Consider the following 26,514-nt stretch of genomic DNA (forward strand, 5'->3'; position numbering starts at 1 on the left):
TTGCAGTTCGCTTGGACAAAGCGATAAAAAAAAGAGATTCCTTAAGGAATCTCTTTTTTTTTATCGTCGTCAACCCCTCAACCGGGTTACAATTCTTGTGTTTTTAAAATGGCCTTTATATTGGCAACTGATATTTCTGTATAATTATTTATATAATCATTACTTGCAGGTAATTCTTCTTTTTTATGGGTTGAAAGTACGGCGACAACTTTCATTTCAGCATTTTTCGCCGCGGTAATACCCGAAAAAGAATCTTCAAAAACGATACAGCGGTCAACAGGAATTTGTAGATTTTCTGCAGATTTTAGGTAAACCTCAGGATGTGGCTTATGGAGTTTTACATCTTCGCTGCTTAGCGTGGAAGAGAATAAATGACGTATGTTCAATTCATCCAAAATTAAGTCCATATTCTCTCGGGGAGCAGATGTCGCCACAGCAAGCTTAAAACCGTTATTTTTTAATTCCGTTAGAAACTCAATTAAGCCCTTAATAGGGGCAACGTGTTCTTTATAGATCACTCTAAAAAGCTGCTCTTTTTCAAATTCAAGCGTTCGCAGTTCCTCAGGGGATATCGGACGCTGAAAGAAATGCTGCATAATGTAACTATTATGCTTACCATACATATGCTGCTCAAATTCCTCTTCTGTAGCCTGTTGTACATTGTGGTTTTTAAAAAAAGCTCTAAAAGCTTCCGCATGGAAAGGGTTGGTGTGGCTTATGACACCGTCCATGTCAAATATCGCTGCGTATTCTGTCATTGAGCTAATATACAATAATTGCCTTATTTGATCGATTTTACTCATTCATATTCTGGTAAATATTTTCTTCCGACTAGAGAAAGCTGAGATTAAAGCGTCCCTTGTCGCAGCTGCTTACCTCATTATGAAATTGGAAAAAGTCTTCGTAAGTATGGGCTGGATAGCTGCCTTCAAATAGTTCCAGTTTTCTGTAGGTGAATAGTTTATTGTCTTTTATTTCTGACCTAAATTCATACTTTCCAAATGGTTTCTCAATAATTTTCTTTTCAGGAGTTATGTTTTTGAGCATATTTTCCGGGAGGGCAATGCTAATGCTATCGATATCAGCGTAACCTCTTTCAATGAAAATATCTTCGGTTCTATTTCTACTTTCTGCAATATTGGAATGTGTGTTGAATAAATTAGGCTGGATCAAAAGTTTATTACCATTTTTCACAGCGTAGTTTTTGATAAAAATATTCAGGTTCTCCTCAATAAATGGATTTTCCTCCTTGTGTTCAATATAGTTTACCTGATTGAAATTGATATTGTCGATATTGTAATATTCTGTGAGAAGCTTATTCTTATCATTATTGCTGGCTAAAAGCACGTCCATATGGTTCTCGTATTGAGTTCCATAGAACTTGGTGTTTAGGGTGCCCTGAATGCTTCCGTCTTCCGAAAGTTTTAGGTCGGCATGGCGAAGTTGGAGGTTGGTCGAGTTAATGTATTTCGGTGTATGCATGATAACTCCACCATTTTCCGTGCAGGCGACAACATCTCGATCGTCGGTAAAGTCGCTAAGAAAGCCAAATGGAAGGTTTTGGCTGGTGCATTCCAGCCAGGTTGTATCGTTTTTAAATGGAATACATAAAATGACGTGATTTCCGTCCTGGGCATTTGCAAAGGTTTTGTGAAAACTTTCTTTGCGTCTGCCTGCTTCGACAATACAGTAATAGGAAGGGATATTGACGGCCGACAACATGCTTCGCATGTAATTCGCCAGTGCTTTACAATCACCGTAGCCCAAGCGGTCTACCTCAGAAGCCGGAAATGGTTCTAAGCCTCCAATGCCGATTTGAATACTGATGTAACGTGTGTTTTTTTGTAAATAATTGTATAGAATCTTTGCTTTGTCTTTATCTGAGCTGGCGTCTTTTGTTAATGCTATAAATTTTTGTTTAGACGCTTCCGTCAAATCTTCTTTTTTGTTCAACAGGCTATTGGATACCCATTGGCCAAATTCTTTCCAATCCCCGAAATTTCCAGTCTTACCATAATAAATAAAATTTTTGGGAACGATGAGTACATTTATTCTTTTCAGGTTAGGATTGGGGCTATAAGATTCATCCTTTTTTGCAGCGATCTGTTCAGTATTCCATGTCTTACTTTCAGTCTTGTCATTTTTCTCTTCTTTGATACTTCCTTTATAGTTCGTTGTTTCAATTCGGCATTCAGTGCCAATTGGTGCAATAAATTGAAAGCTGCTTTTCTCTACGGATACATTATTTGAGACCTCAGGAGTCCAAGATGGAATGATCAAGTTTTGTTTACTTCTAACTTCGTATTGGTATTCGATGGTATAGGGATAGCTGTGATAGTCAGGTACATATAATTTTACCCGAGAATCTGCAAACATCGTACTGTTGTCCACAGCGCTAATATCTTTGAAATCTTTCGTTGCAATTTTCTTTTGCAATATCCCCATTTCGTTATAGATGGCGCCCTTAAGGCTTTTGATTTCGCTAGATTTATTATAATAGACCGGAAGTGAAGCATAGCGGTCCCCATTTTTATTGTAAACTGTGATAGCACACGTTATGGTTGTGATGACCTGTTCGGGAGACTTCATTTCTACCACGGTTTTATCATTGCGTACAGTTGCTACTGCTCTGCTCTTTAATGCACTTGGAATATTGGCTACGTCGTAGTTATCTTGTCCAATTGCGAGGATCGGAAGCAGGATGTATAGTAAGTTGATGAATACGATTTTCATTTTTTACCGATTAATTTTATGTCTAGCTTTTGTTGTTGAATAATACGTGAATACAATTCTTTGAGTGAAAAATATTCATCGACCGAAAAGATGGGTTTGTTAAACGCGAGGCTCTGTAGTATTTCAAGTTGATTGCCATTGACCTGCGTTACATATCTATATTTTGCAGTTGACTCCGGGAGTGCTAACGATGCATTCTGAGGCTTCTCAGCAATTTCATAATGATCAGGAATGGTCAATTTAACGGAGTACAATGTTTTGGATTTAAAACCCATATCAACCGGATAAGTTCTTTCCTGTGCTTTAAATGGATTATAGGAAATCCTGTCAATAATATTGGGGGTCAATAATAATAGGTCTTGTCCCATCTGTTTGGTGACATCTACGATGACATCAAATTCCTCTATTAATAGCTGATCAATTTCTTCTAGGTTTTGGATACTCGATTTTGTTAAAGTTACATTGGGCATTTCTTCGTCCAGTTTTTCCCAGTATTCCTCCAAAGAATTGAATTTGGCGATATGTTGGCGTTTTAAAAAGGCTTTGTTACCCCTGCTACTTATGGTGAGTTTTCCCTTAATTTTAGCTTGTTCATCTAAAGCTCCCTCCAATAGATAGCTTACATCGGAAGATTCTTCTACTGTAAGCGGAAACCAGTCTGAGCTCTTTTTGGAGTAGATAATTCTTCCTCGTTCATTTAGACATTGTAAGGGCAGCTCTCCAAAAGGTAAGTATGAATTGGAGGCATCAAGTTTATATTTTACGCCATCTACGTCTACGCAAGCGATGACATAGTCGAAGTCAGATAATACGGGAAATAAGGCATTGGGAGTCCCATTCCGTCGTGTTGAAAGAATAATAGGGTAGGCCTCCAGATCTGCCGCTAATAGCGCGGTTACTAACGCTAAATTGATGTCGCCAATATTGCCGGTTCGTTTTTCCAAAGCTTTTTCAATGCCAGATTCAGCATATTTGCCTAAGTAGTTATTCCATTTTATTTGTTTGTTGATATAGTTATAGATCTTCTTTGCTTTTTCTAATTTGGTGTCAGTAGGAGATACAATCGTTGCTAAATTGGCTTTGAATAAGTCTGTTTTTTTTTAATTGACCTCCAAAAGCCTTTTCATTCATGAGGTCTGTATCTACGTCTTTCCAGGTTTTGCTAAATGTCTTCTTGCTCCCTGTACTCGGATAAAAGATTGATTCAAGCTCATAATAGATCGCAGATTTGAAATTGGTTGGCGAAGTCATGTAGTCCTCTTCAACAAATGCCGGAATGTTCTTCATTGTATAGGTCAATTTTGAACAATCCATTCGCAGTCCATCCAGGAAAATATATTCTTTCAATGCTTCGGCTTTTTGATCGGTAAGCTTGTACGGACCACGTAAAACTACATTGTAGGCGAAAGAAGCAGGAATAATAGCGATATATTGGCTTTGTATTTTGGGAATATCATCTTGAAATTCCCATGTCTTGAAATTAAATAAATCCTGCTCTAGTGTCCGATAGGACACTTCAATAATAGAGCCTTCTTTAATATTTGGAAGGGTGAATTTATTAAGGTCCAGATAGGCCGAGTAATTTTCCCTGAAAACTTTCTTATTTTCAAGCTCCGTTTTCTCTATTCTGCCATTTTCTAAGTTATATGTAACAGCTTTGAGTTCGTCAAAATAGTCTCGTATATAACTTCCGCGTTTATACGAGGGAATTTCAAAATTAGCTTTTTTAAACCCTTCTTTGTTATTGATCCGGATAAGTACATGGTATTCATGTTGAAGTTTTATACGATTATCATAATCATCAACAAAAACAGAACTCCGTCCAAACTCATTGAGCACGATTGCATTGGCATTACTATCCAGGTCTGTTTTCGAGAAATCCGAAATAGAAACTTTACCAAAGTCAAAAGTTTGGGCTATACTATTTGTATAAATAGAAAATATTAAAAATAGCGTTAAAAACTGGCGCATAACTATAGGTGTAATAATTCACGAATATAAGTTTTTAGCCAAAATTAAACGATACTTCAGAATAATTATTTGTCTAGTTGCAAAAGATTATTAATAATTTCGGTGATGGTATCGATATCTTCACCATCTTCCAGCATAGAGAATGCAAGATAGGTGGCATAGATTTCAGGACTGAATTTTACGTGCTTATCAGCGATAAACCGATCGATCTGCTCTTCATTGCATTCAAAATGAATACTTTGTAGTTCGTTGAAAAGATTGGTTGAAATGGTCTGATGGTTTTCACCACAGGCAAATCCTGCAATAATATGGAATAGAAACTTATCGGTTATTTCGTCATCTTCCCTTTTGAACATCGCACGAATATGCTTATAATCGAATTTAGTTTTTGCGCTATTCACAATAGTGTCCCAAATCTGATATTCTGCTTTTGTCTCCATAGCTCGCTTTAAATTTATATTGGTATAACCAATATAGCAAAAATAATTTGATTTTTGGCAAGGATAATGAAACTTATTGGCCTACTCAAAGGAGCTACAATAAGCGGATTATCTGTAGGTATAAAATTCAGCAGATCGTCAGGTAAAGGACGGGATGTCAATCATGATGAAGAACTTAGGCTTGTAATAAAGTGAAAACAATTTCGCCTAAGAAGCAGCCTAATATAACGCCAAATAGAATCGACAAAATCACTTTTAACCATACTGGGCTTGTTGCTAAAATTAGTTTCATGCCGCAAAATTGCTTTAAAAATATACTGGAATGAAGACTTTTCTCTTATTTAAAGCTAGCTGTGGCGATACAATGACATGAATTTTTGGCTTTGTGGTATGATAATTGAAAATTAATAGTTGAATTCGATTTTTTTAGTAATTTAAGTCGGAAAATGAAATTGTTGAAATAGCCTGATTTATAATTATGATAACACGAATAGTATTGACAATTGCTCTATTTACGATAACAAGAGTTGGACTTGGCCAACAGGTGAATATTGATAAAATTCGAAAAGAATATGCGGAGGCCGTGAAGGACGAAGATCTATGTGAACATAATTTGGAGGTGCTGACGGAAGGTGCCAAATCACCGACCGAGAAAGTATACCTGGCCGCTTATCAAATACTTCTAGCGAAACATATCGGCAATCCTTTTAAGAAAGTTGGGCAGTTCAAAGAGGGCAAAAAGCATTTGGAACAAGTGATTAAGGAAAATCCAAATCATATTGAAGCACGGTTTATACGTTGGAGCGTACAGGTGCATGCGCCTTCTTTTTTGGGATATAACAATAATATCCTTGAGGATAAAAATTTCCTTGTTAAAAATCTTTATAAATTACCCAATGAAGAGGCTAAATCAATTATTTATAATTATCTCAAAGGCGCAAATCCCTATCTTAAAGGTGGGCAAGTATTTAGCGCTACAGAGCTGAAGGAGCTAGCCCAATAGGACGTTAAAGGTTGTTAATTTGACAAGACTGTGGGGTATTTTGGCTAGAATATTGCGTATCTTGTTCTATGAATTAATTCAACATCTACAAAAAGAGTATATCATGAAGAATTTAGTTTTTCCAATGACTGTATTAACGGCCAGTTTGTTTGTTATCGGATGTGGTGTCAGCAAAAAGCAATATGCTGGTTTACAGTCCGACTATAGTAAATTACAAACGGAGCACAGTCAATTGACCAAACAATATCAGGATGGACAGCTTCAATTGGCTGAAGGTCGGACACGGATCAAGAGTTTAGAAGATCAGTTGGCCTCCGAACGACAAAATAATGCGGATCTCCGATCGGCTTATGCTGCTTTGCAGAAATCGCTAGATAACAGTATTAATCAGAATTCACAGGGAAATATTAATATTTCCAAGTTGGTTGATGAAATTAACGCTTCAAATAAATATATTAAGCATCTCGTTGAGACGAAAAACAAATCCGATTCCTTGAATCTGGTATTGACCAATAATTTGACAAGATCGCTTAGCCGTGAGGAATTGCAGGAAGTTGATGTACAGGTATTAAAAGGGGTAGTTTATATCTCACTTGCTGATAATATGCTTTACAAATCCGGTAGCTATGAAATTAATGATAGAGCCGATCAGACATTAAGTAAAATTGCGAAAATTATCCAGGATTACAGAGATTATGAGGTATTGATTGAAGGTAATACCGATACCGATCCAATTTCTAAACCTAATATTCGGAATAACTGGGATTTAAGTACCTTACGGGCTTCTTCTGTGGTGCAGGCTTTACAAAATAAATATGGTGTGGATCCTAAACGCTTAACTGCAGGTGGTAGGGGAGAATATAATCCAATTGCAGATAATACGACCGCGCTAGGTAAGCAACGAAATAGAAGAACGCAGATTATTATCACCCCTAAATTGGATCAATTTATGGAGTTGATTGATAAGGCTCCGGAGGCTACTGAGGTACCATCGGCACAATAGATTTTAATGAGGTAAATAAAAAATCCTTTCCGTTTTCGGAAAGGATTTTTTTATTATCCAAAGAATTTAGTCGGGTCAAAACCGTGCTCTTTCAACACATCATCTGGTACACCATTCCAGACTCCAGGTTTATTTCCGGCATAGCCGATATCTTTCACACCCATTTCACTCGTGTAAAACCCTGAGGAAGTCAGATTGCGCATCAATGAAAAGAAGGCGGCACCTTGTTTCATTTCCGGTTTTGCCAAATCAGGGTAGGCAATATCATCTACCAATGCAAGTTGATCTTTTGTGCCGCATTTGATAAATACTGTTCCGTAACGCTTTTTGGACTGGAGGTCGAGCCAACGAAGTCCGCCGCGCATAGGGATTTTATTATCAGGCAAATCTTTTACGATAAATTCGATGAAATCGGGCACTCCCGCTTCCGAAGCACTTCCTGAAATGTTATCCTTAGGAATAATAATATCTGCCAAAACAGTGATTGTAGCCATTTCATGTTCGTCAAAAAACTTTTCGGCATATAATTGTTCCGTGCGTTCGTACTCAAAATCCTGGACTCCAGGTAATTTTTTGCTATTGTCTGCTACTGCATTTTTAGCATCTTTTGAATTGCAAGCTGCGGTTAAAAGACCAGATCCAGCTGCAATTAATCCTAATGCTCTTAATGATTCTCTTCTATTCATGGCTTTTAACCGTTTAATTTTTTCTTTTCTTGAAGGATATATTCTGCTGTCCGCATTGATAAGGCGAGTATTGTCCAGGTCAGATTTTTGTCACCTTGTTGTACAAATGGTCCCGCATCCACGACGTAGAGATTTTTACAATCGTGCGCTTGTCCCCATTTGTTCAAAACAGAGGTTTTAGGGTCATTTCCCATTCTTGTGGTACCACCTTCATGAATAATTTTTCCGGGAGCTTCCAGTCCATACAATGTATCTGCTCCTGGTATTTTAGAAGTAATTACAGCGCCCATTTCGTGCATAATAGACTGAAATGTCTCTTGCATATGTTTGGCTTGTGCTATTTCTTCATTAGCCCATTTGTAGTTGAAACGTAGCACAGGAATTCCGAATTTGTCGACTTTATCGGGGTCAATTTCACAGTAATTGTCTTTTCTTGCCAATGCCGTTCCCCGGCCTGCCATACCTACATTTGCACCATAATAGCTACGGAAATCTTCTTTTAATGCAGTACCATAACCGCCTTTGGCTTTTGACTTCCCATCCGAATTTTTCGCAAGGTCATTTACTTTCGGTACCCAATTCAAAAATCCATAAGAGGGCATATGTAAACCACCACCATATTCGATGTGGTAACCTCTTGGGAAATTCAACTTGGCATTATCTTCCCACCATGGTGAATAAATATGGACACTTCCAACACCATCCTCATTATAACGCTTCCGGTCAAGTAATTGTGGTAAAAAGCCCGATAAACTGGCCCCTGTAGAATCGTGGAGATATTTTCCGACTAAGCCGCTGCTATTACCGACACCCCCAGGATGCGATTTTGATTTGGAATTTAACATGATCCGCGCGCTTTCACAGGCACTAGCACCCAAAATAACGGTTTTCCCTTTAACGGTATATTCCTGCAAATCCTTGGTGTTTACATAAGAAACACCAATTGCAATTCCTTCATCATTTGTAATGACTTCTCTTACCATTGCATTGTCTATTACCTTTAGGTTACCTGTTTTCATCGCTGGAATAACTAGACAAGAAGAAGAAGAAAAGTCCCCATAAACTTTACATGCACGACCACATTGGCCACAGTAGAAACAGGTACCTCGATCTTTAATATCTTTTGATACTTCGGTTAGCACGGCTCCTCTTCCGGGAATCACTGGAACTCCAGCTTTTTTTGCACCTTTTGCAATATATAATTCGTTTAAGCGTGGCTTAGGTGGTTTCATAAAAATACCATCTGGTTCGTTATGAATACCTTCTGCCGTGCCATATATTCCGATCATTCGATCTACACGGTCATAAAATGGCTTAACTTCTTCATAAGTGATAGGCCATTCGTCTGTTACTCCATCCTTTGGCTTGAAATCGTCAGGTCCCATGCGCAATGAAATTCGACCCCAGTGGTTGGTTCTGCCGCCCAGCATACGTGCTCTAAACCATTCAAATTCAGTTCCCGCTACCTTGCTGTAGGGTTCACCTTCGATTTGCCAGCCACCGAAGGCGGCGTCAAAATCCCCGAATGGTCTTGTGGTACCGGCACCTCTTCTTGGAGATTCCCAAGGCCAGCGTAGTTGTAACGAATCTTTTGCTGGGTCATAAAAAGGACCTGCTTCCAGCATCAATACTTTAAGCCCCGCATGTGCAAGTATATAACCTGCCATACCACCACCTGCGCCGGAACCAACTACGATGGCGTCAAATAATTCGGGATTTTCTTTAATTTGATAATCTGACATAATTAAATGAAGTAATTAATTGAGAGGCCTGTGCGATACATCTGCCCTAAGGCTGCTATGTAAATGAGAAGGTTCAATTAATTTAATGGTTATTGTTTCATGTTTAAAATCATCGTGAATATATCGATAAAAATTCTTTTTTTTTAATTTAATTTATCGATTTAGCAGATTTTAAATAAAGAATATGGGATTGTTACAAAAAATACCGTGTTTTATTAAAATTTTATGGAGGGCAGTCATTGAATACTGCGTTTATTCCGTTGCAACGAAATAAACGCAGTTGTCATTTACAGGTCTTTTAGTTTGATGACTTTGTTGATATGGATTTCCTGTAGAAAGACCGCATCATGTGAAATGACGAGTAGCGTACCTTTATAAAGCTGAATCGCTCTGGTTAGAATCCGGATATTTTGAAGATCTAAATTGTTTGTTGGTTCATCAAGAATAATTAAATCTGGAGACTGTTGATGAATGGTGAGGCAACATAATATCAGACGCATTTTTTCACCACCACTCAATAGTTGGCAGGGCTTGTCCCAATCGTCTTTTCCAAATAAGAACCGATTAAGCCTAATTTTGATCTCATGTTCAGGTAGTGCGTCGCTATTAAATTGCTGGGCCTGCTCATAAATACTTAGATGCGAAGACAAAATGGAGTATGTTTGATCTAAATAGATCGAACGAAATGATTGACGTTCAATTTTTCCTTGTACAGGTGTCAATTGGCCGAGTAGAAGTCTGACCAATGTCGTTTTACCAGATCCATTCTGTCCTTGTAGTGCGATACGATCTCCACTGAATAATTGAAAGTTGATATTAGCTGGCCAGAGCCCTTGCGAGTTATACTTGAAATTGACATTTTCGACTTTGACCATACTCTTTCCGGTTGGAAAGGCACTGTTTCCTAAATCTATTTTAATCTCATCCAGTGCAGATTGCGAACCTCGGAGTTCCTGTAGATCGGATTTGATATCTCCAATTTTGTCCTGATGCACACTTTTTATTTTGGCGGTACTTTTTTCAGCATTGTTGCGCAGTGTATTCATCATGATGCGCGCTACACCTGCCTTTTCCTGTTTTTTTTTGACCGCGGTTGTTTAATCTATTTTGGCGTTCGATTGTTTCTCTTTCTTTCTCCTTTGCAATTTTGATCGCCCTTTCCTTGTGATGAATATCTTGTTGTAACGCATGGCGCTCGGTCTCTTTTTGAGTTTCGTAAAAGGCATAATTTCCCCCATACCGCTTGATACCTTTTGGGGTCATTTCGGCCATGTCATCCAATAAATTAAGTAAGGTTCTATCGTGGCTAACAATAATCACTGTGTTTTTGCTTGATTGAATCCAATCGTATAGTAGTGTTTTGCTATCCATATCCAAATGGTTGCTGGGTTCATCAAGAAGAATAAGTTCGGCTCGGTGAATGTGGATTCCGGCCAATAAGACTTTTGTTTTTTGTCCACCACTAAGGGACGACATCTTCTGTGTCAACTGGATATCGGGCAGATCCCATTGCTCGAAAGCTTCTTGGCTGCGTTCCTCCAAGGTCCAATCATCTTGAAGTCTATTGAAATTTTCTTCAGACGCATCGCCAGCTAATATGGCGTGGAGTGCATTTAATTTTTCGGCAATGCCAAGTGCTTCGGCGACTGTCTTATCCTCAAATTGTCCCACAACTTGAGGGACATAATAGGTGCTGGTACTGACTTGTACGCTGCCACTGGAAGGTGATAGTTCTTTGGCAATCAGTCGCAATAAAGTTGATTTACCAACACCATTGTGGCCGATGAGCGCTATTTTCTCTTGCGCATTGATGTGTAGATTTATGTTCTCAAACAATAAATCTTTATTCGGATGTATATAAGAAAGTTGTTGTAATGAAAGCATGTTGAAATTCTTTAAATGTTAGAAAAGACCATTTGGACAGGTATTGTCAATGGATGGTATTTATTTCGTTCTAAAGAATTTTAATCTTACATGCAGTTTTAAGGATGTTGAGAGAAGCAAATATAGTGTTTTTATTTTGATGACGGGAAAGTTTTTGAGGAATAGTCAAATTGTTTATTTTTCTACTATTTGCTTCGGACAAATTGTACTTTTGAAAAAACGAATATTGTGAATAGAGTTCTCCTTATAGATGACGAAGAGAAACTTCGGAAATTGATGGCCAAAATTATTAGCCTGGAAGGTTTTGATGTGATTGAAGCTGCTGATATTAAATCGGGGTTGAAAAAGCTTGAAGTCAGTGATGTAGACGTTGTACTTTGTGATGTCAAACTGCCTGACGGTAATGGGGTAGAAACGGCCAAATTAATTAAAGAACGGTATCCAATTGTAGAGATTATTCTATTGACAGCATACGGGAATATCCCGGACGGTGTTCGGGCGATAAAAAATGGTGCTTTTGAATATATTACCAAAGGAGATGATAATAATCGCATTATACCCCTACTTTATAAAGCCAGTGAAAAGGTTGCATTGGCAAGAAGGGTACAACAGTTAGAAAAGCGATTAGGAGATAAACTTTCTTTCGATAAAATTATTGGAAAATCTAATGCAATAAAGGCTGCCATTGGCATGGCACAAAAAGTTGCCGTTACAAATACAACGGTCTTGCTAACAGGCGAGACTGGTACCGGTAAGGAGGTTTTTGCACAGGCAATCCATCAGGCGAGTTCCAGGAGAGCGCGTAGTTTTGTGGCCATTAACTGTGCCGCATTTACAAAAGATCTGCTGGAAAACGAGCTGTTTGGTCATAAATCCGGTGCCTTTACCGGTGCTACTAAAGATCAGCGGGGTTTGTTTGAAGAGGCACATTTGGGGACTATTTTTCTGGATGAAGTCGGGGAGATGGCCGTGGAACTTCAGGCCAAAATTCTTCGCGTTTTGGAAACCGGCGAGTTTTTAAAAGTTGGGGACTCCAAACCAACGAAAGTGGATGTACGTATCATAGCCGCGACCAACAGAAATCTCGAAACCGAAATTGCATCTGACCATTTCAGGAGTGATCTATTTTATAGGTTGTCTGTTTTCACGATTGAATTGCCCCCACTGCGTGAGCGTATTGAAGATATAGCAACTTTGGCACAATACTACGCAGATATTTTTGCTTTAAAATCCAACTTGAAACCTTTGCGGATGACCCCTGAGTTTGTGCAGGCATTGGAAAATAACCTATGGCGGGGAAATATCCGTGAACTGAAGAATGTGATTGAACGAAGTGTGATTTTGAGTGAGGGCGGCATATTAGGTGTTGAGGGCCTTCCTTTTGGTGAACGTGAGTATAGAGAAGGGGCAAGCGTCTTATCAAACTTTTCAATGTCCAATATGGAGAGGCAACATATACAACGTGTATTGAAACATACGAATGGAAATAAAGCTGAAGCTGCTCGATTGTTAGAAATCGGCATAGCTACCTTGTATCGAAAAATTGAAGAATATAAAATCCAATGAAACTTAAAGCAAAGCTGACATTTGGGGTAGGATTTTTATTTTTTATGATCTTACTGCTTGCAATAGTGAGTGGGTATTATGTTTATCGATTAAAAAAAGATACCAATAATATTTTAGTCGACAATTATAATACGTTGCATTATTCCAGAAATATGCTGTTGGCCTTGGAAGATCTTCATACGAATGAGAAGAGCATTGCGCTATTTGAACATAATTTAAGCCTCCAAAAGCGCAATGTAACTGAGCCTGGAGAACGGGCGGTGACCGAACGTATAGATCATCACTTTTTGAGTTTAAAGAAAAAGGTGAAAGATTCTACAATTGCTGCTGACTTACACAAAGATATATTTCAGCTAATGTATCTTAATATGCAGGCAATTGAAAACAAAAATAATATCGCCAATGCAACAGCTGAAAAAGCTATTTTGGCGATCTCCATTGTAGGTGCGATCTGTTTTATGATTGCGTTTGTATTACTTGTCAATCTCCCCCTAGCCATTGCTGGTCCAATTGTACAATTAACCGATAGTATTAAACAGATTGCTGCTGGGAACTATAAAAGGAGACTTCATTTTAAGCGAAAGGATGAATTTGGAGAAGTGGCGCAATCGTTCAATACAATGGCTCAAAAACTCGAGGAATATACGGAAAGTAAATTGGGTAAGATCTTGCAGCATAAAAAGAGAATTGAAGCGCTTATTGATAATATGCATGATGCCGTTATAGGGATAGATGAGGAAAAAAGAGTGCTCTTTGCAAATGAACCCGCTTGTTTGCTCTCGGGGTTAAAACACGCAGAATTTGAAGGGCAAAAATTAGTGGAAATAGCTTCTTCCAATGATTTGATTCGTAAGCTTCTCGATAGGATCAACGCTTTAAACCAGCAATCCGAGCATCTTGGTTTGGTTCAGATCTTTGCCTATGGAAAAGATAACTACTTTGAACTGGAGGTTATCGACATTAATGTTGTACCAACGGGAGAGGAGAGTTCGCAGTTTATTGGACAATTTATTTTGTTGAAGAACGTGACAAGTTTTAAGGAACGTGATGTCGCAAAAACAAATTTTATTGGAACGGTATCTCATGAACTGAAGACACCAATCGCATCAATACGCATGGGGATCCAATTGCTCGAGAATAAGCGGATTGGAGAGTTGAATGAAGAACAAAAAGACTTGCTTGAAGGAATTGCTGATGATACAGAGCGGCTTCTGAAAATTACGGGAGAACTTTTGGATATTGCACAAGTGGAGAGCGGTACCATTCAGATGAAGCTGAATCCGGCGACAATCGGACCGATTATAGATTATGCCCTTTTAGCCAATCGTTCAATGCTTGACCAAAAGAAAATCCAACTACAGGTTGAACTGGAAGAGGAACTGCCGATGGTTTTTATTGATAACGAGAAGACCGCATGGGTATTGACGAATCTACTGTCCAATGCAATTCGTTATTCCGATGAAGGGGGGGGGATTTGTCTTGCTGTCAAAAGAATGGGCGCCAGGGTGCTTTTGCGTGTTGAAGATCAGGGACAAGGAATCCCGGTACAATATTTAGCGAAGATTTTTGATCGGTATTTCCGTGTTCCAGGGGATACAAAGGAAGGAACAGGCTTGGGGTTAAGCATAAGCAAGGAATTTATCGAAAGCATGGGGGGAGAGATTGATGTGCAAAGTGTTTTTGGTACTGGAAGTGCATTTTTCGTTTACCTTCCTATTGCACCACCTAAACAATCCACTTAAAAAAAGGAAGAGCACCATGAAAAGCTCTTCCTTTTTTGCTTTACGAGAGATTGAAAGATCCTGCAGCTTGCTACGCAGAGGCTGCAGGATCGGCACCCGCTAAAGTTTTATTTCATTGTCATCGATAAGTTTTGCATCACGTGTATTTTTTTGTACTGCGATAGCTGAAAAAATACTCAATGAGAAGGACATTGCATAGAATCCTTTTTCACTTAACAGCAGATCCGCGTTCCATAGTCCTACAGTTAATAGCACAACGGCAGCAATTGTTGCAAACCAGCTTAAACCATAGTACAATTCGGTAACAGCTAGTCCTTCTGCTTTATCTCTTACACTTTTTTGAACAGAGATAACCGCAAATAGCGCAAATAGTAAAATTGTAAAATAATACCCTTTTTCATTTAATGCCATTGTTGCATTCCATAAGCCTACACAATAGCCTACGGTACCAACCAATAACGCAGTCCATGAGGCTCCAATAAATGCTCCTGTTGGTTTAAATGGGTTTCTTTTGTCTAAATTTCTTTCAGCCTTTTTTTCTTCAATCATGTTTTTTAGCGGTTCCATAATTTTCTTGTTTTAGTTTTAATTTGTTGTTGTTTTATGATTCAAATATCGATAGGAACTAATTATTTTAAAACTTGAATTTATAAGAATACTGACGATATAATTTTGTTTAATATATTTGTTTAATTCTAAATTTAAGCTATGGCGGACGCGATATCGGATCTACTATTATTATTGAATAAAGATGATATTAGGGATTTTAAAACCTTTTTGAAACAAAAGAATAAGCGAAATGATGTGAAAAATATCAAGTTACTTGAGATTATAGAAACTGATGATATAAATAAGCTAAAAAAGTTATATGATCCCATTAAAAACCGGGATGCTTATCACGCATTGAGGAAAAGGCTTCATGATAGTCTTTTGTTTTTTCTTTCAAATAAGGTTTTTGAACGAGACAACAGTGAAGCCCACGAAGCGTTGAGATTATTTGTTGTGGGTCGTTTTCTATTGGAAAGTCAGTTCATTAAGATTGGATTCAAATGCCTTCAACGGGCTGAGGACAAGGCTCTTGTTCTGGATCAGTTTAGTTTGCTGAACGAAATCTTGCAAATCAGACTACAATATGCACATTTAGATTTGAATGTCAATTTGGAATTGCTTATCGATCGTTTTACCGAAAATCAGCAAAAACTGCAGCAAGAAGCAAAATTTCAGATTGCTTATGCGCTATTGCGCTCAGCATTGCAGGATATTCATTTGAAAGCAAAAATAATTGATATCAATAAGTTGATTTTGAGTGTGCTGAGTAAATACAGTATTTCTTTGGATGATCTCTTATCATTTAAATCACTCTATCAACTTCTGTATATTGCAAATGAGTATGCCGCAATACATCAAAACTATACACTGGTTCGTTCTTTTTTAAAAACAGCAGATAATTTTTTGATGAAGTACGATGAACAATCAGCGCATCAGCTATTTTACTATCTTCATATTTTGTATTATCTGGCCAATTTTAATTTGAGGAACGGATTCTTTAATGAGAGCATCGGGTATTTAGAACGCTTGAATGAAGTTTTATCTCAAGGAAATACGGTTTTTCGAGTCCAGTTTCAGCTGCGGTGCCATTTGTTGATGGCATTGAATTTCCATTACCTTGGCGATGGAGTAAAAGGTCTTTCCGTGTTAAGGGCAGGGATTAAACAAGCCTCACCAAAATCAAGTGAGGTTGATCTTGCGGATCTACAGTTGTGTTTGGTGATGTTTTTAACGCAATTTGAAGATAAAACAGCATTGATTGAACTTCGACAGTTGATTCGAACAGATGCTTGGTACGAGAAGAAAATGGGCATGTTGTGGACGATTCGGAAGAGTCTGCTTGAAATTCTGATCCATATTCAATTCGATCACATCGATTTGGCAACCTTGAAATTAAAAAGCTTTGTCGGTAGGTATAAAAAATACTTGCTGAATGTCAAGGAAAACAGAGTGATTGATTTTGCCAAATTGGTAGAGAAATATCTTTTAAATCCAGCAGTTATTCAAGGGAAATCCTTTCGGGCAGCTGTTCAAACTATGGCGGAGGACAAAGAAAATAAAGATTTATTTATTATGGGATTTATTGCTTGGTTGAAAGCTCTTAGTGTATCTCAAAGTCCGTATCAGGTTTTATTGAATTTGATCAAAGAAGATAGCCGGTGATCAATAATGAAGGTGATCAATAATAAATATGTAAGACGATTTGTTTCTTTGAAGAGTCAATCAAGTTCTGTAGTCTTTTGTAGAATTCGACGTTTACCATAGGACAGCCTTCACTGAGACATACTGGATCTACTTGTTCATCGTAAGGCATGCGGTCATATTTGTGTAGAACGATGTTTCTAGCATATGCATTGCTATTGGAGCTATCTAAGCCATATAATTTATATGCTTTTCCAAATTTACCGTTATACGAGCTGCCGATAGCGTAACTACCTAGCGATGTCGCATGAGAGTTATCCGTATTACTAAATTGCAAAAGATTCTTTTTTCCGGTTTCGGAGCCGGATCCATGTGCCACTAGCCCTTGATCTAGAATCCGATCTGTTTTTAGATTTACGACAAAAAAACGATTTCTTCCCGAGGGTCTTTTCATATCCAAGAGAAAGGATATGTCACTATTATACTTTTTGTTGTTTATGATGCGTTTTTTTACGTTCTTTATTGCCATCGTATAGCGAAAGGCGTCTGAAGGAGTATTTTCTTCCTTATCAACAACGGCTAAAAGCGTGTTTTTTTGAATGGTTTTGTATGTGATAAGGCCAATTCCAAGGATAATAACCAAAAGAATGATTTTATTCATGTAAATAAAGCATATTTTATAAAGTACTTTTATTGAAACTTATGTCTGCTGTTCGAGAGACCTATTCTATTTGTTTATAAAATCGTTCGAAGGTTTTCCAGTATTTATCTTTGTAGATGCTATAATCAATTTGGAGATTGTCCCTGTATTCTTCGATTAATCGATCAATCGTGCGTGAGGCTTTTCGGAATTCTGTACAAGCCAAGTAAATTTCCCTGAGGTTATCGGCAGTTTCTCTTCCGATATTAAGAAATCCAATATCATTTGGAAGACTGTCCATTAATTCTTCTTCAAATTTATCCATTAAATCGTAAGTCTCCTGATCGGGCATGCCATTGGTTGCTGTTCCGTCATAATTAATCTTTAATGTAACTATCCAAGGGTGAGAAGCTTTTCCGTCCCAGTCTAATAACGTCGTATTGATGATAGCAAAGATAGGTAAGTCGTTCTCCAGGATACCCTCAAAAGCAGTGTATGTGTCATCTGCGGCCCGGTGCCTAACGTCGGTATATTTTTCCACAAATTCCTTTTCCCGCCAGATCAAATAGTCTTTTAATTTAAGTAGAGGAATAAGCTCTTCTGTTGCAAGCTCTTTTGAGGTTACATTCAAGTTATCTATGGCTATGATCGAGTTCAATTCACCAATGTAATTGTCGAGAAATATTTCTATCCCATGGGAAATATTGGCTTTGTTCTCTTCCGTAAAATCGGGGTGAACAATAACAATATCGACTTCATCCGGATGGTATTTATGTTGAATGGGGTAAAAAAACATATCCTTGATGTCAAAAGTGAATCCATACATCGTGATTTTGAATTTTTCCATATCCGCAATAGCGGGTTTTAATGCAGTAAATTTCCAATGCGCTAATGCTGGAGCAGAAGCAATCAGATGCTCCACGAACGCAACGTTTTTGATGACACCATCTGGGGTAACTACAAGTTCTGCAGTGTCATCATCGTACATTCCCGTTAAGAAATAAAGTTCCTTGCGAAGAGCATCGATCTTCGGCGAAAGTTTGCTGAAAAAATTCTGATCAATTTGTTCTCCAGTCTTGACGATTTGAAAAAATGCGTGTTCGTTTTTTGTAAACCAATCCCAAAAATCCGCTATACTGTCCTTTTTATTTTCTTTTTTACCAAAAATATTGTTCAAAAATCCCATAATTAATAGCTGTTTGATTGAATCATCAAAGTGCGTATCTGTTACTTAAAGCGTTTTTATAACCACAGAGGATTAAATGATCCGAATGAAACAATCATGAATACCTCTGTTCCTAAATTTAATTATATAATTATAATCCGGCAAGGGAATTTAAGTTTAAAAATAATTGGACAAACAATTGCGTATGGAGTTTGTTAGGATTATTGTTGAATTATAAATTAAAATTGGTCTTATGAAATTTAGCAAATTAACATTTTGTCTATTGGCAACTACAGTTGTGCTTTCCTTTACGGCTTGCAAATCAGGCTTATCTGATGAGAAGTTGGAAGAAAAGATCGAAAATGCACTTACCGGTCGTAAAACCGTGGACGTCGACGTTAAAAAAGGGGAAGTTATCTTAAGTGGCACGGTTGCTTCCGAAGAAGAAAAGCAACAAGTGGAGTCTATTGCTAAAACAGCAGGCGATAAGGACATCAAGTCTATTCAAAACAATATTATCGTTAGCGCCCCAGTGTCGTCGACTCCAGCTCCTATTGAGGTATCCAATAATGATGCGGTGCTTGGAGCAGCAGTGAATACGTTTATGAAGGATTTTCCTACGGTACAGGCAAGTGTAAAGGATGGTGTGATCGCTGTTACAGGTACTTTGGAGCAGCCTAAGATAATCACCTTAAAACAAGGTTTGGATAACTTAAATCCAAAAAAAGTGGATCTAAGCGGTATTGTTGTCAAAAAATAAAATAGTGAAATTATGTCATTGCAGGAAAAATATAAGGTTCTTTTAGATACGGCACAATCTTCAGGTGTAAATGACCTGAACTACGCCGAAATGGATGGAGTATTGCAAATTCGTGGTACAGCACCAACAGCAGATGTGAAAAATAAGCTCTGGGAAATCTACGGTAATATAGATCCTAATTTCCAAACCGGAGATGTGGTGTTAAATGTAGATGTGGCTACGGAAGTGCCCGGAAGCCAGGTGAAAGTTATAACAGAAAATAGCAATTTGAACATTAGAAAAGGCCCTGGTACAGACCAGCCTATCGTCGGAAAAGCAGCTAAAGGAGAAATCATCACATTGATTAGTAAGGCTAATGATCAATGGTGGTTGGTCAGAACCAAAGATAATGAAGAAGGGTATTGTTATGCACAATATTTAGAGTCTGTTTAGTTCTCGAATGTTCTCGCATGATGGGTACAAGTACCAATTGGCTTTGAAAAAAGGGGAGTTATGCATAAATAACTCCCCTTTTTTCATTTCACGATTAAGCTTGTCTGTTCTGTAATATGGAGGTACTACAGCATCTATCGTATTGGGGAATTATTTGGAAAATCAACCGAATTTTAATTTTTGGTGTAATAATTGTATTACTATGATTGCAACAATTTTATTACATTATGTCGAAATCACGTTTTATCATATCATTATGCTTGTGTTTAGCTGTTCAGTTGGGAGTTGCGCAAGAGTATGTTCGCTTGGACAAAGATCGTTATCAATTGCATTTGTCGGAATATCCAAAAGATACAATCCGGGTACTTGAAAAAGGTAAAGAAACGAAGTTAAAACAGGGTAAATATATTCTGCAAAAGAATCAATTTATGGGACTTTCCAATGCATTTATTACGATTAATCAGGATGGCATCGTCGATGGTGATTTTAAAATTGAAAAAGATGGGCGTACCGGTGATGTTATCGTAAGACATGGTGTATTGCAGCAAATGACTGTGAAATCTGCTGCATTGCCAGACTTTCAATATACCATAACGGATAGTTCAAGTGTGCAGCGCAATTTTAAGAATGGGAAAATCAGTCAGGAAAAAACGGTATTCTACCGAGCTGCAAATAGTGGTAAAAAAGTGACAAAAGTCTTCTTTGATAATTACTATACGGTTGAGAATGATTTTGACCATACCCGAGCTGACTACCGATTAGACAATACCTTAATGTACAGCGCTAAATTGAATTGTGGTGGGCAGATACAGGAATCAAAGTCATTTGATGCCAATGGTCAATTACTAAAACATACCTATCGGAAAGCTAAAATTGATTACACTGATCTGTATCAGAATAATAATCTCGTTGAGCGGAAATATAACCTTAATAACTGCTTTTACCATGAGTATTTTAAGAATTCATTGTTAGTGCAAAAGGTCGTGGAGAAAAAGGATAAAGGGAATACAGAAAAGTATGTTTATAATGGAGCCGGAAAATTGATAAATAAAAATACCGGCGGATAATTTAAAAATGCATCTTGAATCAAGTATGGATGCCAATATTTTTGCATTTTAAAAATATAGCACTACCTTTGTCAAGCAATGAAGAAAATGAACAACATATTACGTCTTCCATTTTTCTTTAATTATTATCGCCCGATAATCGTTCGGGACCCCTATGCCTATTAAATTAAGAAATTCAAATTATTATTTATAGCTAAGCCCGAACATAACGTTCGGGCTTTTTTTATTTTATATAACATCATGTTAAAAGAGTTAGAAGAAAATATCGAAATTATTTTACCGAAGGAGGGGCTTGCATCGAAGTTGAAGGAGTCTGAAGAAAAGAACCGACCATTGATTATAAAACTTGGTTTTGATCCAACAGCACCGGATCTTCATTTAGGGCACGCTGTAGTGTTAAAGAAACTACGCCAGTTTCAGCAGCTGGGGCACGAAGTCGTGATTCTCGTTGGTAGTTTTACAGCTCGGATCGGTGATCCTACAGGAAAAAATAAAGCCCGTAAACCTTTATGTCAGGATGCGATAGCGCACAATGCGGCAACTTACATTGCGCAACTGTCTAAAATTATTGATGTTTCAAAAGCGAAAGTTGTTTTTAATGGAGACTGGTTGGATCAACTAAATTTTACAGAAGTTATCCAGCTGGTATCGAAAGTAACCGTCGCTCAATTGATGCAGCGGCATGATTTTAATAAACGTTTTAACGAAAACCAATCAATAGCCATGCATGAATTGCTTTACCCGATATTGCAGGGCTTTGACTCTGTACATGTCAATAGTGATATTGAAATGGGGGGAACGGACCAACTGTTTAATTGCGCGATGGGCCGGCAGCTACAGGAATCTTTTGGACAGGATCCACAAATAGTACTGTGTATGCCCTTGTTGCGCGGGCTGGACGGAAAAGAAAAAATGAGCAAATCATTAAACAATACGATCGGTCTTTTGGATGAACCGAATGAAATGTTTGGTAAAACCATGTCTATTCCTGATCATTTAATTCCAGAATATATTGACTTGACAACTGATTTCAATCAGGAAACCAAACTTGGCATGAAGACCCGTATTGAAATGGGCGAAAATCCAATGGAAATTAAGAAACTTATTGCACATAATCTAGTTGCTCAATACCATGGCGACGAGTTTGCGGCCAGTGCGGTTGATTTTTTTGTGAAGCAGTTTCAGAGCAAGAAATTAGAAGAAAAGGCTTTTGAGGAGGTGTCGGGTCAAACATTGCGCGAACAGTTTGGTGAACAGATTAAACTGGTCGATCTATGTCATTTCCTAAAGGGGGCAACAAAGTCGGCGATGCGAAGATTGATTATAGGCGGTGCAGTGCAGATCGATTCAATAAAACAGCTGAATCCGGAGCTGATGCTTGATTTGAATACTTGTTTTAAAATTAAATTAGGTAAAAGGGCTTATTTTAGAGTTATCTAGTAAGGTTTGTGAGGGTATACTTTTTTAATGTTTTGCTAAAAGTAGTAAAATAACATCGTGGTCCTTTCTTAAACCATAAATAATTTCTACCTTCATATAGGAGTCTCATACTTTATTTTCATACCAATTATAGATGGAAACATATAATAATATTGTTTTGGAGCGGTTGCCCAAACATTTGAAACGCTATGTAGTAGCCCAACGATATGAACGTTATACCGCGCTGGATCAAGCATTGTGGCGTTATGTCATGCGTCAGAATTATTCTTTCTTGAAAGATGTAGCCTACTACCCTTATATTCCGGGATTGAAGAAAGCAGGATTATCCATCGCGACCATCCCGAACCTACAGGACATGAACGATAGTCTAAAATTAATTGGCTGGGGGGCTGTGACTGTGGATGGATTTATTCCGCCGGCTGCTTTTATGGAATTTCAGGCGCACCGCGTACTAGTTATTGCTGCAGACATACGTCAATTGGAACATATCGAATATACACCGGCACCAGATATTATTCACGAATCTTCAGGACATGCACCTATAATCGGTGAGCCAGATTACGCTACATATTTGCAGTACTTTGGGGAGGTTGGTACGAAAGCACTTTCTTCGGGCAAAGATTTTGAACTCTACGAAGCTATTCGCCACCTATCTATTTTAAAAGAACACGCTACAACAACGGCGGCTGAGTTGGCGGAAGCAGAGAAAAATTTGCAGATCATTCAAGATAATATGGGCGAGCCTTCGGAGATGGCATTGTTGAGCAGGTTGCATTGGTGGACTGTGGAATACGGACTTATTGGAGATCTTCATAACCCCAAAATTTATGGAGCTGGTTTACTGTCTTCTATTGGAGAAAGCGCAAGCTGCATGCAGGAAGATGTGCCTAAGTTGGCGTATGGTTTAAATGCAATCGAATATCCTTATGATATTACCAAACCACAACCACAGCTATTTGTTACACCGGATTTTGAACACCTAAAGCTCGTATTGGATAAATTTGCTGATACCATGGCTTTTCGCGTAGGGGGCAAACAGAGCCTTGACAAGGCAATAGACTGTAGAGCTGTTTGCACTGTGGAATATAGTTCCGGTTTGCAGGTGTCGGGCGTTTTTAAGCTGGCCAACGCAGATAAAAATCTCTCTTATATTCAAACACATGGACCTACAGCTTTGGCGGTAGCAGGTAAACAGCTTGAAGGCCACGGTATCATTTATCATAGCGAAGGGTTTGGCTCCCCTGTAGGACACTTGCGCGGTGCAGATAGTGACTTAGCCGATTTTGATGAAGCAACATTGATTCAATATGTTGTAGTGGAAGGGCAGCAGTGTTCGTTAAACTTTGCTTCAGGGATTATTGTATCGGGAATTGTTCAAAAGATTGTACGTCAATTTGGCAAGATTGTTTTGATTTCATTTATAGGATGCGAGGTATACCGTAGCGATAGGGAAGAGGTGTATTTTAAACCTGAATGGGGAACATACGATATGGCTGTCGGAGCGGAAATAGTATCTGTATTTGCAGGCGCTGCGGATAAAGATGCCTATGATGCGCTGGAGGAGCATTTGGATAAGGATCTATCTTCAATACCTGCCGAAACGGAAGATGTAAAACTAGTGAATTGTCATGCTGCGATACGGAATTTGCGGGACAACGGTTTTGATCAGAAAGTATGGCTGGAGATTTTCAGTCAATTGGGACCGGAAAATGCAGATCATTGGTTAGGTTTGGTTGAATTATTTGAAATTGCCCAGGCTAATGATGGAGGGGAATTAACTACTCAGGCCGAACAGAGGCTCTTGGAATTTATTATCCGATATCCAAATTTGAAAAAACTGATTGATGATGGATTGCGTGTTGCTAAGGAGGAAGATTTAAATAACCACTAAAAAGTATTATATGTGAAATTGGCTGTAAAAAAGGCGATATAAAAAAAGAGAGCTATTAAATCTATGTAGAGCTCTCCTTTTTTACTGTCTATTTAAGCTATGCCTGCAAAAGTATTTGCCAGGCTTCATTAAGTTTGCCCGCGTCTAATAGTTGGGCAGCATATTCGTGAATTTTTTGTGTGAACTTTGATGGGCTGTCTTCAAAGTTTAGCTTCAGATAGTTGAAGTACTTATCTTCTTGCTGTGGGTCTTTTAATGTTGGTCGTGTTTCTACGTTGGCCAGCAACCCCAGGTGATTTCCGGTTAATACATTCGAAAATCTAATTTTTTCTGGAAGTTGGTCTATGCCAATTCCCAGGTTACGGAGGGGCTTCGGTACAATAAATAAGTTTTCGTCGGTTACGCGACAATACCAATCACCACCGAGCCGGGCTACCAGATCCAAATCTTTTTGTTGAATGGTATTGTTCTTGCCCAACAAGTGTTTATGGACATGCATATAGAGGATCTCGGCAATAACGAGATTTCCAGCTCCTGGCTCATCGCTTAATGCGACAACCTCTCTGACCCGACATTCCAGCTGGACTGGGGATTCGGCTACACGAGGTGGTGCAACTCGGATAGAGGGAATGGGCGTAAAACCCGACTTATCAAATTCATTTATTTCCTTGCCATATTCGGTACTGGCAAGTGATTGTTGCTGGACCATATCGTAGTTAACAATATTGATGACAACTTCATTAACCTCCTGTATATTATCCAATGTATGTTTGGTACTACCATCACGCATGCGTCGCAAGGGAGAGAAAACACAGATTGGCGGCTGATGGGACATCAGGTTAAAATAGCTGAAGGGGCTTAAATTTATGTTTCCATTGCTATCGATCGTGCTTGCAAAGCAAATTGGCCGCGGTGCAACAGCATACTTAATTAAATTATCTATAATAGCTTTGTCTTTAACAGATTCAAAGGTGATGGTTTCAAAGGAAGAGGTCATATCCGTAGATTTATGAATGGTATAATACAATAGAATTGGAAAGTTTTCCGAGCGCCGTGATTTCTAATTCAATCTCATCGCCAAGGTCGAGCCATTGGTCTTTATGATTAGGATCCGCTATGCGTGCTGTACCATTGAGCTCAAGAAAGCAGCCTGTTCCGACTGTCCCAGAACCGATTATATCACCAGGGGAAATTTGTACACCATAGGAAACACGTTCAATAATTTCTGCAAAAGTCCAGTGCATACTCGCAAAATTACCCGCTGAGACTTGCGTGCCGTTTACTTTACAAGTCATATTGAGCTCATAACAGTCGCCAATATGTCCTGCTGCAGGTTGAACCTTATAAGGTTCCAATTCATCCTTTGTCACCAAGTAAGGTCCAATTGCTGTTGCAAAATCTTTGCCCTTGGCAGGGCCCAAACTCAATTTCATTTCCTCCATTTGGAGTTTTCTGGCACTAAAATCATTCATAATCATATAGCCAGCAATATACTCATCTGCCTGAGCGGCGGGGATATTGATTCCTGGTTTGTTGATGACTATTGCAATTTCTAGTTCGAAATCCAGTTGATTTAAATGTAGGGGCATGCATTGAACGGGACCAGGTCCCTGTATGGACTGATGGTTGGAGAAATAAAAAACGGGAAATTCATCAAATTCAGGGATCATAGCTAATCCGCGGTTTCTTCTCGAGGTTGCGACATGCTGTCGAAAAGCGTAAGCATCACGAAAAGATGTTGGCTGTGGCACGGGGGCGATGAGTTGGATATCGTCTAGTAGACGATAGGGCCTGTTCATAGCTCCTTGACGCAAAGCTGTTTCAAAGATTTGTAGCTGATTCATGGTCTCTTCGCCACCTTTGAGGAAGTCCGACATCGTTGTGGGAAGGTTTTGATCGATGACTGAGCAACTATAAAAGCGGTCGTCTATAACAATGCCCAATTCTTGTTGACCATTTTTAGTGCTAGTGACAATTCTCATATATGAAGTGTTCTATTTGGTTATTCAATGTTGTTAGCATTCGACACAAATATATTGTATAAGATTTGAAAAAAATATTTCTTCTCTTGAAAATAGAAAAATATTCTTACCTTTATTAAAGCATTATAAACTATAAAAAATGATCAATCGTGGTGTACATCGCTTTGCGTCCTCCAT

Annotated in this window: 24 protein-coding genes; 10 read left to right on the top strand and 14 right to left on the bottom strand. The window is 38.4% G+C overall.

Annotated elements, in window-relative coordinates; translation table 11 throughout:
* Positions 1 to 86: 86 nt before the first annotated feature.
* The 5 genes from BV902_RS09880 to BV902_RS09895 form a co-directional block, all read right to left on the bottom strand.
* Positions 87 to 758 (bottom strand): HAD family hydrolase, encoded by a 672-nt coding sequence (locus BV902_RS09880; protein WP_075994701.1) that lies wholly within the window; start codon positions 756 to 758, stop codon positions 87 to 89.
* A gap of 73 nt (positions 759 to 831) precedes the next feature.
* A complete protein-coding gene (locus BV902_RS09885; protein WP_075991780.1) occupies positions 832 to 2,733 on the bottom strand; it encodes a DUF3857 domain-containing protein in 1,902 nt (633 codons plus the stop codon).
* Positions 2,730 to 3,797 (bottom strand): transglutaminase domain-containing protein, encoded by a 1,068-nt coding sequence (locus BV902_RS28050; RefSeq protein ID WP_335682276.1) that lies wholly within the window; start codon positions 3,795 to 3,797, stop codon positions 2,730 to 2,732. Before BV902_RS28050 ends, BV902_RS09885 begins: the two co-directional genes overlap by 4 nt.
* Positions 3,781 to 4,704: a DUF3857 domain-containing protein gene (locus tag BV902_RS28055; protein WP_237242065.1), complete on the bottom strand. Its 924-nt coding sequence runs from the start codon at positions 4,702 to 4,704 to the stop codon at positions 3,781 to 3,783. Before BV902_RS28055 ends, BV902_RS28050 begins: the two co-directional genes overlap by 17 nt.
* A gap of 65 nt (positions 4,705 to 4,769) precedes the next feature.
* Positions 4,770 to 5,144 carry a hypothetical protein gene (locus BV902_RS09895; protein WP_075991781.1) on the bottom strand — a complete coding sequence of 125 codons (375 nt, stop codon included), beginning with the start codon at positions 5,142 to 5,144 and terminating at the stop codon, positions 4,770 to 4,772.
* 478 nt (positions 5,145 to 5,622) lie between these two features.
* On the opposite strand from BV902_RS09895, the gene BV902_RS09900 reads away from it, so the two are divergent.
* On the top strand, positions 5,623 to 6,147 hold the full coding sequence (locus BV902_RS09900; RefSeq protein WP_083663548.1) for a hypothetical protein: 525 nt from the start codon (positions 5,623 to 5,625) through the stop codon (positions 6,145 to 6,147).
* Positions 6,148 to 6,250: 103 nt separating this feature from the next.
* A complete protein-coding gene (locus BV902_RS09905) occupies positions 6,251 to 7,150 on the top strand; it encodes an OmpA/MotB family protein (RefSeq protein ID WP_075994703.1) in 900 nt (299 codons plus the stop codon).
* 53 nt (positions 7,151 to 7,203) lie between these two features.
* Here BV902_RS09905 and BV902_RS09910 read toward each other — a convergent pair whose 3' ends face one another.
* The 4 genes from BV902_RS09910 to BV902_RS28065 all read right to left on the bottom strand — a co-directional run bounded on the left by BV902_RS09910 (position 7,204) and on the right by BV902_RS28065 (position 11,462).
* Entirely contained in the window at positions 7,204 to 7,836 is a 633-nt protein-coding gene (locus BV902_RS09910) for a gluconate 2-dehydrogenase subunit 3 family protein (protein ID WP_075991782.1), read from the bottom strand.
* A 5-nt stretch (positions 7,837 to 7,841) separates the two neighbouring features.
* Positions 7,842 to 9,578: a GMC family oxidoreductase gene (locus BV902_RS09915; RefSeq protein WP_075991783.1), complete on the bottom strand. Its 1,737-nt coding sequence runs from the start codon at positions 9,576 to 9,578 to the stop codon at positions 7,842 to 7,844.
* A gap of 287 nt (positions 9,579 to 9,865) precedes the next feature.
* Complete coding sequence (locus BV902_RS28060) at positions 9,866 to 10,627, bottom strand: ATP-binding cassette domain-containing protein (RefSeq protein WP_237242067.1); 762 nt, start codon at positions 10,625 to 10,627, stop codon at positions 9,866 to 9,868.
* Entirely contained in the window at positions 10,599 to 11,462 is an 864-nt protein-coding gene (locus BV902_RS28065; protein ID WP_237242069.1) for an ATP-binding cassette domain-containing protein, read from the bottom strand. The genes BV902_RS28060 and BV902_RS28065 overlap by 29 nt, the downstream gene beginning before the upstream one ends.
* 228 nt (positions 11,463 to 11,690) lie before the next feature.
* On the opposite strand from BV902_RS28065, the gene BV902_RS09930 reads away from it, so the two are divergent.
* Together BV902_RS09930 and BV902_RS09935 are read left to right on the top strand one after the other, a co-directional pair.
* Positions 11,691 to 13,028 carry a sigma-54-dependent transcriptional regulator gene (locus tag BV902_RS09930; protein WP_075991785.1) on the top strand — a complete coding sequence of 446 codons (1,338 nt, stop codon included), beginning with the start codon at positions 11,691 to 11,693 and terminating at the stop codon, positions 13,026 to 13,028.
* The gene (locus tag BV902_RS09935; protein WP_075991786.1) at positions 13,025 to 14,770 is read left to right on the top strand and encodes a sensor histidine kinase; all 1,746 of its coding nucleotides are present in this window, start codon (positions 13,025 to 13,027) and stop codon (positions 14,768 to 14,770) included. Before BV902_RS09930 ends, BV902_RS09935 begins: the two co-directional genes overlap by 4 nt.
* A gap of 99 nt (positions 14,771 to 14,869) precedes the next feature.
* On the opposite strand, the gene yiaA is transcribed toward BV902_RS09935, so the two are convergent.
* Positions 14,870 to 15,319: an inner membrane protein YiaA gene (gene yiaA / locus BV902_RS09940; RefSeq protein WP_237242071.1), complete on the bottom strand. Its 450-nt coding sequence runs from the start codon at positions 15,317 to 15,319 to the stop codon at positions 14,870 to 14,872.
* A 159-nt stretch (positions 15,320 to 15,478) separates the two neighbouring features.
* Here yiaA and BV902_RS09945 point away from each other — a divergent pair, with 159 nt between their 5' ends.
* Positions 15,479 to 16,981: a hypothetical protein gene (locus BV902_RS09945; protein ID WP_075991787.1), complete on the top strand. Its 1,503-nt coding sequence runs from the start codon at positions 15,479 to 15,481 to the stop codon at positions 16,979 to 16,981.
* A 16-nt stretch (positions 16,982 to 16,997) separates the two neighbouring features.
* On the opposite strand, the gene BV902_RS09950 is transcribed toward BV902_RS09945, so the two are convergent.
* Together BV902_RS09950 and BV902_RS09955 are read right to left on the bottom strand one after the other, a co-directional pair.
* The gene (locus tag BV902_RS09950; RefSeq protein WP_075991788.1) at positions 16,998 to 17,621 is read right to left on the bottom strand and encodes a murein L,D-transpeptidase catalytic domain-containing protein; all 624 of its coding nucleotides are present in this window, start codon (positions 17,619 to 17,621) and stop codon (positions 16,998 to 17,000) included.
* A gap of 61 nt (positions 17,622 to 17,682) precedes the next feature.
* Complete coding sequence (locus BV902_RS09955) at positions 17,683 to 18,786, bottom strand: DUF695 domain-containing protein (RefSeq protein WP_075991789.1); 1,104 nt, start codon at positions 18,784 to 18,786, stop codon at positions 17,683 to 17,685.
* Between the two features lie 232 nt (positions 18,787 to 19,018).
* On the opposite strand from BV902_RS09955, the gene BV902_RS09960 reads away from it, so the two are divergent.
* The 5 genes from BV902_RS09960 to BV902_RS09980 all read left to right on the top strand — a co-directional run bounded on the left by BV902_RS09960 (position 19,019) and on the right by BV902_RS09980 (position 24,355).
* Positions 19,019 to 19,525 carry a BON domain-containing protein gene (locus BV902_RS09960; protein ID WP_088160876.1) on the top strand — a complete coding sequence of 169 codons (507 nt, stop codon included), beginning with the start codon at positions 19,019 to 19,021 and terminating at the stop codon, positions 19,523 to 19,525.
* Positions 19,526 to 19,537: 12 nt separating this feature from the next.
* A complete protein-coding gene (locus tag BV902_RS09965) occupies positions 19,538 to 19,957 on the top strand; it encodes an SH3 domain-containing protein (RefSeq protein WP_046675658.1) in 420 nt (139 codons plus the stop codon).
* Positions 19,958 to 20,184: 227 nt separating this feature from the next.
* Entirely contained in the window at positions 20,185 to 21,024 is an 840-nt protein-coding gene (locus tag BV902_RS09970; RefSeq protein WP_075991791.1) for a hypothetical protein, read from the top strand.
* Positions 21,025 to 21,264: 240 nt separating this feature from the next.
* Positions 21,265 to 22,464, top strand: coding sequence for a tyrosine--tRNA ligase (gene tyrS, locus BV902_RS09975; RefSeq protein ID WP_075991792.1), 1,200 nt, complete (start codon positions 21,265 to 21,267; stop codon positions 22,462 to 22,464).
* 133 nt (positions 22,465 to 22,597) lie between these two features.
* Positions 22,598 to 24,355, top strand: coding sequence for an aromatic amino acid hydroxylase (locus BV902_RS09980; RefSeq protein WP_075991793.1), 1,758 nt, complete (start codon positions 22,598 to 22,600; stop codon positions 24,353 to 24,355).
* 97 nt (positions 24,356 to 24,452) lie between these two features.
* On the opposite strand, the gene BV902_RS09985 is transcribed toward BV902_RS09980, so the two are convergent.
* Entirely contained in the window at positions 24,453 to 25,352 is a 900-nt protein-coding gene (locus BV902_RS09985) for a flavin reductase family protein (RefSeq protein WP_075991794.1), read from the bottom strand.
* Positions 25,353 to 25,362: 10 nt separating this feature from the next.
* Positions 25,363 to 26,337 carry a fumarylacetoacetate hydrolase family protein gene (locus BV902_RS09990; protein WP_075991795.1) on the bottom strand — a complete coding sequence of 325 codons (975 nt, stop codon included), beginning with the start codon at positions 26,335 to 26,337 and terminating at the stop codon, positions 25,363 to 25,365.
* Positions 26,338 to 26,514 lie beyond the last annotated feature (177 nt).

The organism is Sphingobacterium sp. B29, from assembly GCF_001952815.1.
Taxonomy (GTDB): Bacteria; Bacteroidota; Bacteroidia; order Sphingobacteriales; family Sphingobacteriaceae; genus Sphingobacterium; species Sphingobacterium siyangense.

Coding starts and splice junctions, on each gene's coding strand:
- BV902_RS28060 (WP_237242067.1), bottom strand. CDS start 10,627: ATGATGAATACACTGCGCAACAATGCTGAAAAAAGTACCGCCAAAATA.
- BV902_RS09900 (WP_083663548.1), top strand. CDS start 5,623: ATGATAACACGAATAGTATTGACAATTGCTCTATTTACGATAACAAGA.
- tyrS (WP_075991792.1), top strand. CDS start 21,265: ATGTTAAAAGAGTTAGAAGAAAATATCGAAATTATTTTACCGAAGGAG.
- BV902_RS28065 (WP_237242069.1), bottom strand. CDS start 11,462: ATGCTTTCATTACAACAACTTTCTTATATACATCCGAATAAAGATTTA.
- BV902_RS09935 (WP_075991786.1), top strand. CDS start 13,025: ATGAAACTTAAAGCAAAGCTGACATTTGGGGTAGGATTTTTATTTTTT.
- BV902_RS09990 (WP_075991795.1), bottom strand. CDS start 26,337: ATGAGAATTGTCACTAGCACTAAAAATGGTCAACAAGAATTGGGCATT.
- BV902_RS09950 (WP_075991788.1), bottom strand. CDS start 17,621: ATGAATAAAATCATTCTTTTGGTTATTATCCTTGGAATTGGCCTTATC.
- BV902_RS09945 (WP_075991787.1), top strand. CDS start 15,479: ATGGCGGACGCGATATCGGATCTACTATTATTATTGAATAAAGATGAT.
- yiaA (WP_237242071.1), bottom strand. CDS start 15,319: ATGATTGAAGAAAAAAAGGCTGAAAGAAATTTAGACAAAAGAAACCCA.
- BV902_RS09960 (WP_088160876.1), top strand. CDS start 19,019: ATGAAATTTAGCAAATTAACATTTTGTCTATTGGCAACTACAGTTGTG.
- BV902_RS09955 (WP_075991789.1), bottom strand. CDS start 18,786: ATGGGATTTTTGAACAATATTTTTGGTAAAAAAGAAAATAAAAAGGAC.
- BV902_RS09980 (WP_075991793.1), top strand. CDS start 22,598: ATGGAAACATATAATAATATTGTTTTGGAGCGGTTGCCCAAACATTTG.
- BV902_RS09985 (WP_075991794.1), bottom strand. CDS start 25,352: ATGACCTCTTCCTTTGAAACCATCACCTTTGAATCTGTTAAAGACAAA.
- BV902_RS09895 (WP_075991781.1), bottom strand. CDS start 5,144: ATGGAGACAAAAGCAGAATATCAGATTTGGGACACTATTGTGAATAGC.
- BV902_RS09910 (WP_075991782.1), bottom strand. CDS start 7,836: ATGAATAGAAGAGAATCATTAAGAGCATTAGGATTAATTGCAGCTGGA.
- BV902_RS09905 (WP_075994703.1), top strand. CDS start 6,251: ATGAAGAATTTAGTTTTTCCAATGACTGTATTAACGGCCAGTTTGTTT.
- BV902_RS28055 (WP_237242065.1), bottom strand. CDS start 4,704: ATGCGCCAGTTTTTAACGCTATTTTTAATATTTTCTATTTATACAAAT.
- BV902_RS09915 (WP_075991783.1), bottom strand. CDS start 9,578: ATGTCAGATTATCAAATTAAAGAAAATCCCGAATTATTTGACGCCATC.
- BV902_RS09965 (WP_046675658.1), top strand. CDS start 19,538: ATGTCATTGCAGGAAAAATATAAGGTTCTTTTAGATACGGCACAATCT.
- BV902_RS09880 (WP_075994701.1), bottom strand. CDS start 758: ATGACAGAATACGCAGCGATATTTGACATGGACGGTGTCATAAGCCAC.
- BV902_RS09970 (WP_075991791.1), top strand. CDS start 20,185: ATGTCGAAATCACGTTTTATCATATCATTATGCTTGTGTTTAGCTGTT.
- BV902_RS09885 (WP_075991780.1), bottom strand. CDS start 2,733: ATGAAAATCGTATTCATCAACTTACTATACATCCTGCTTCCGATCCTC.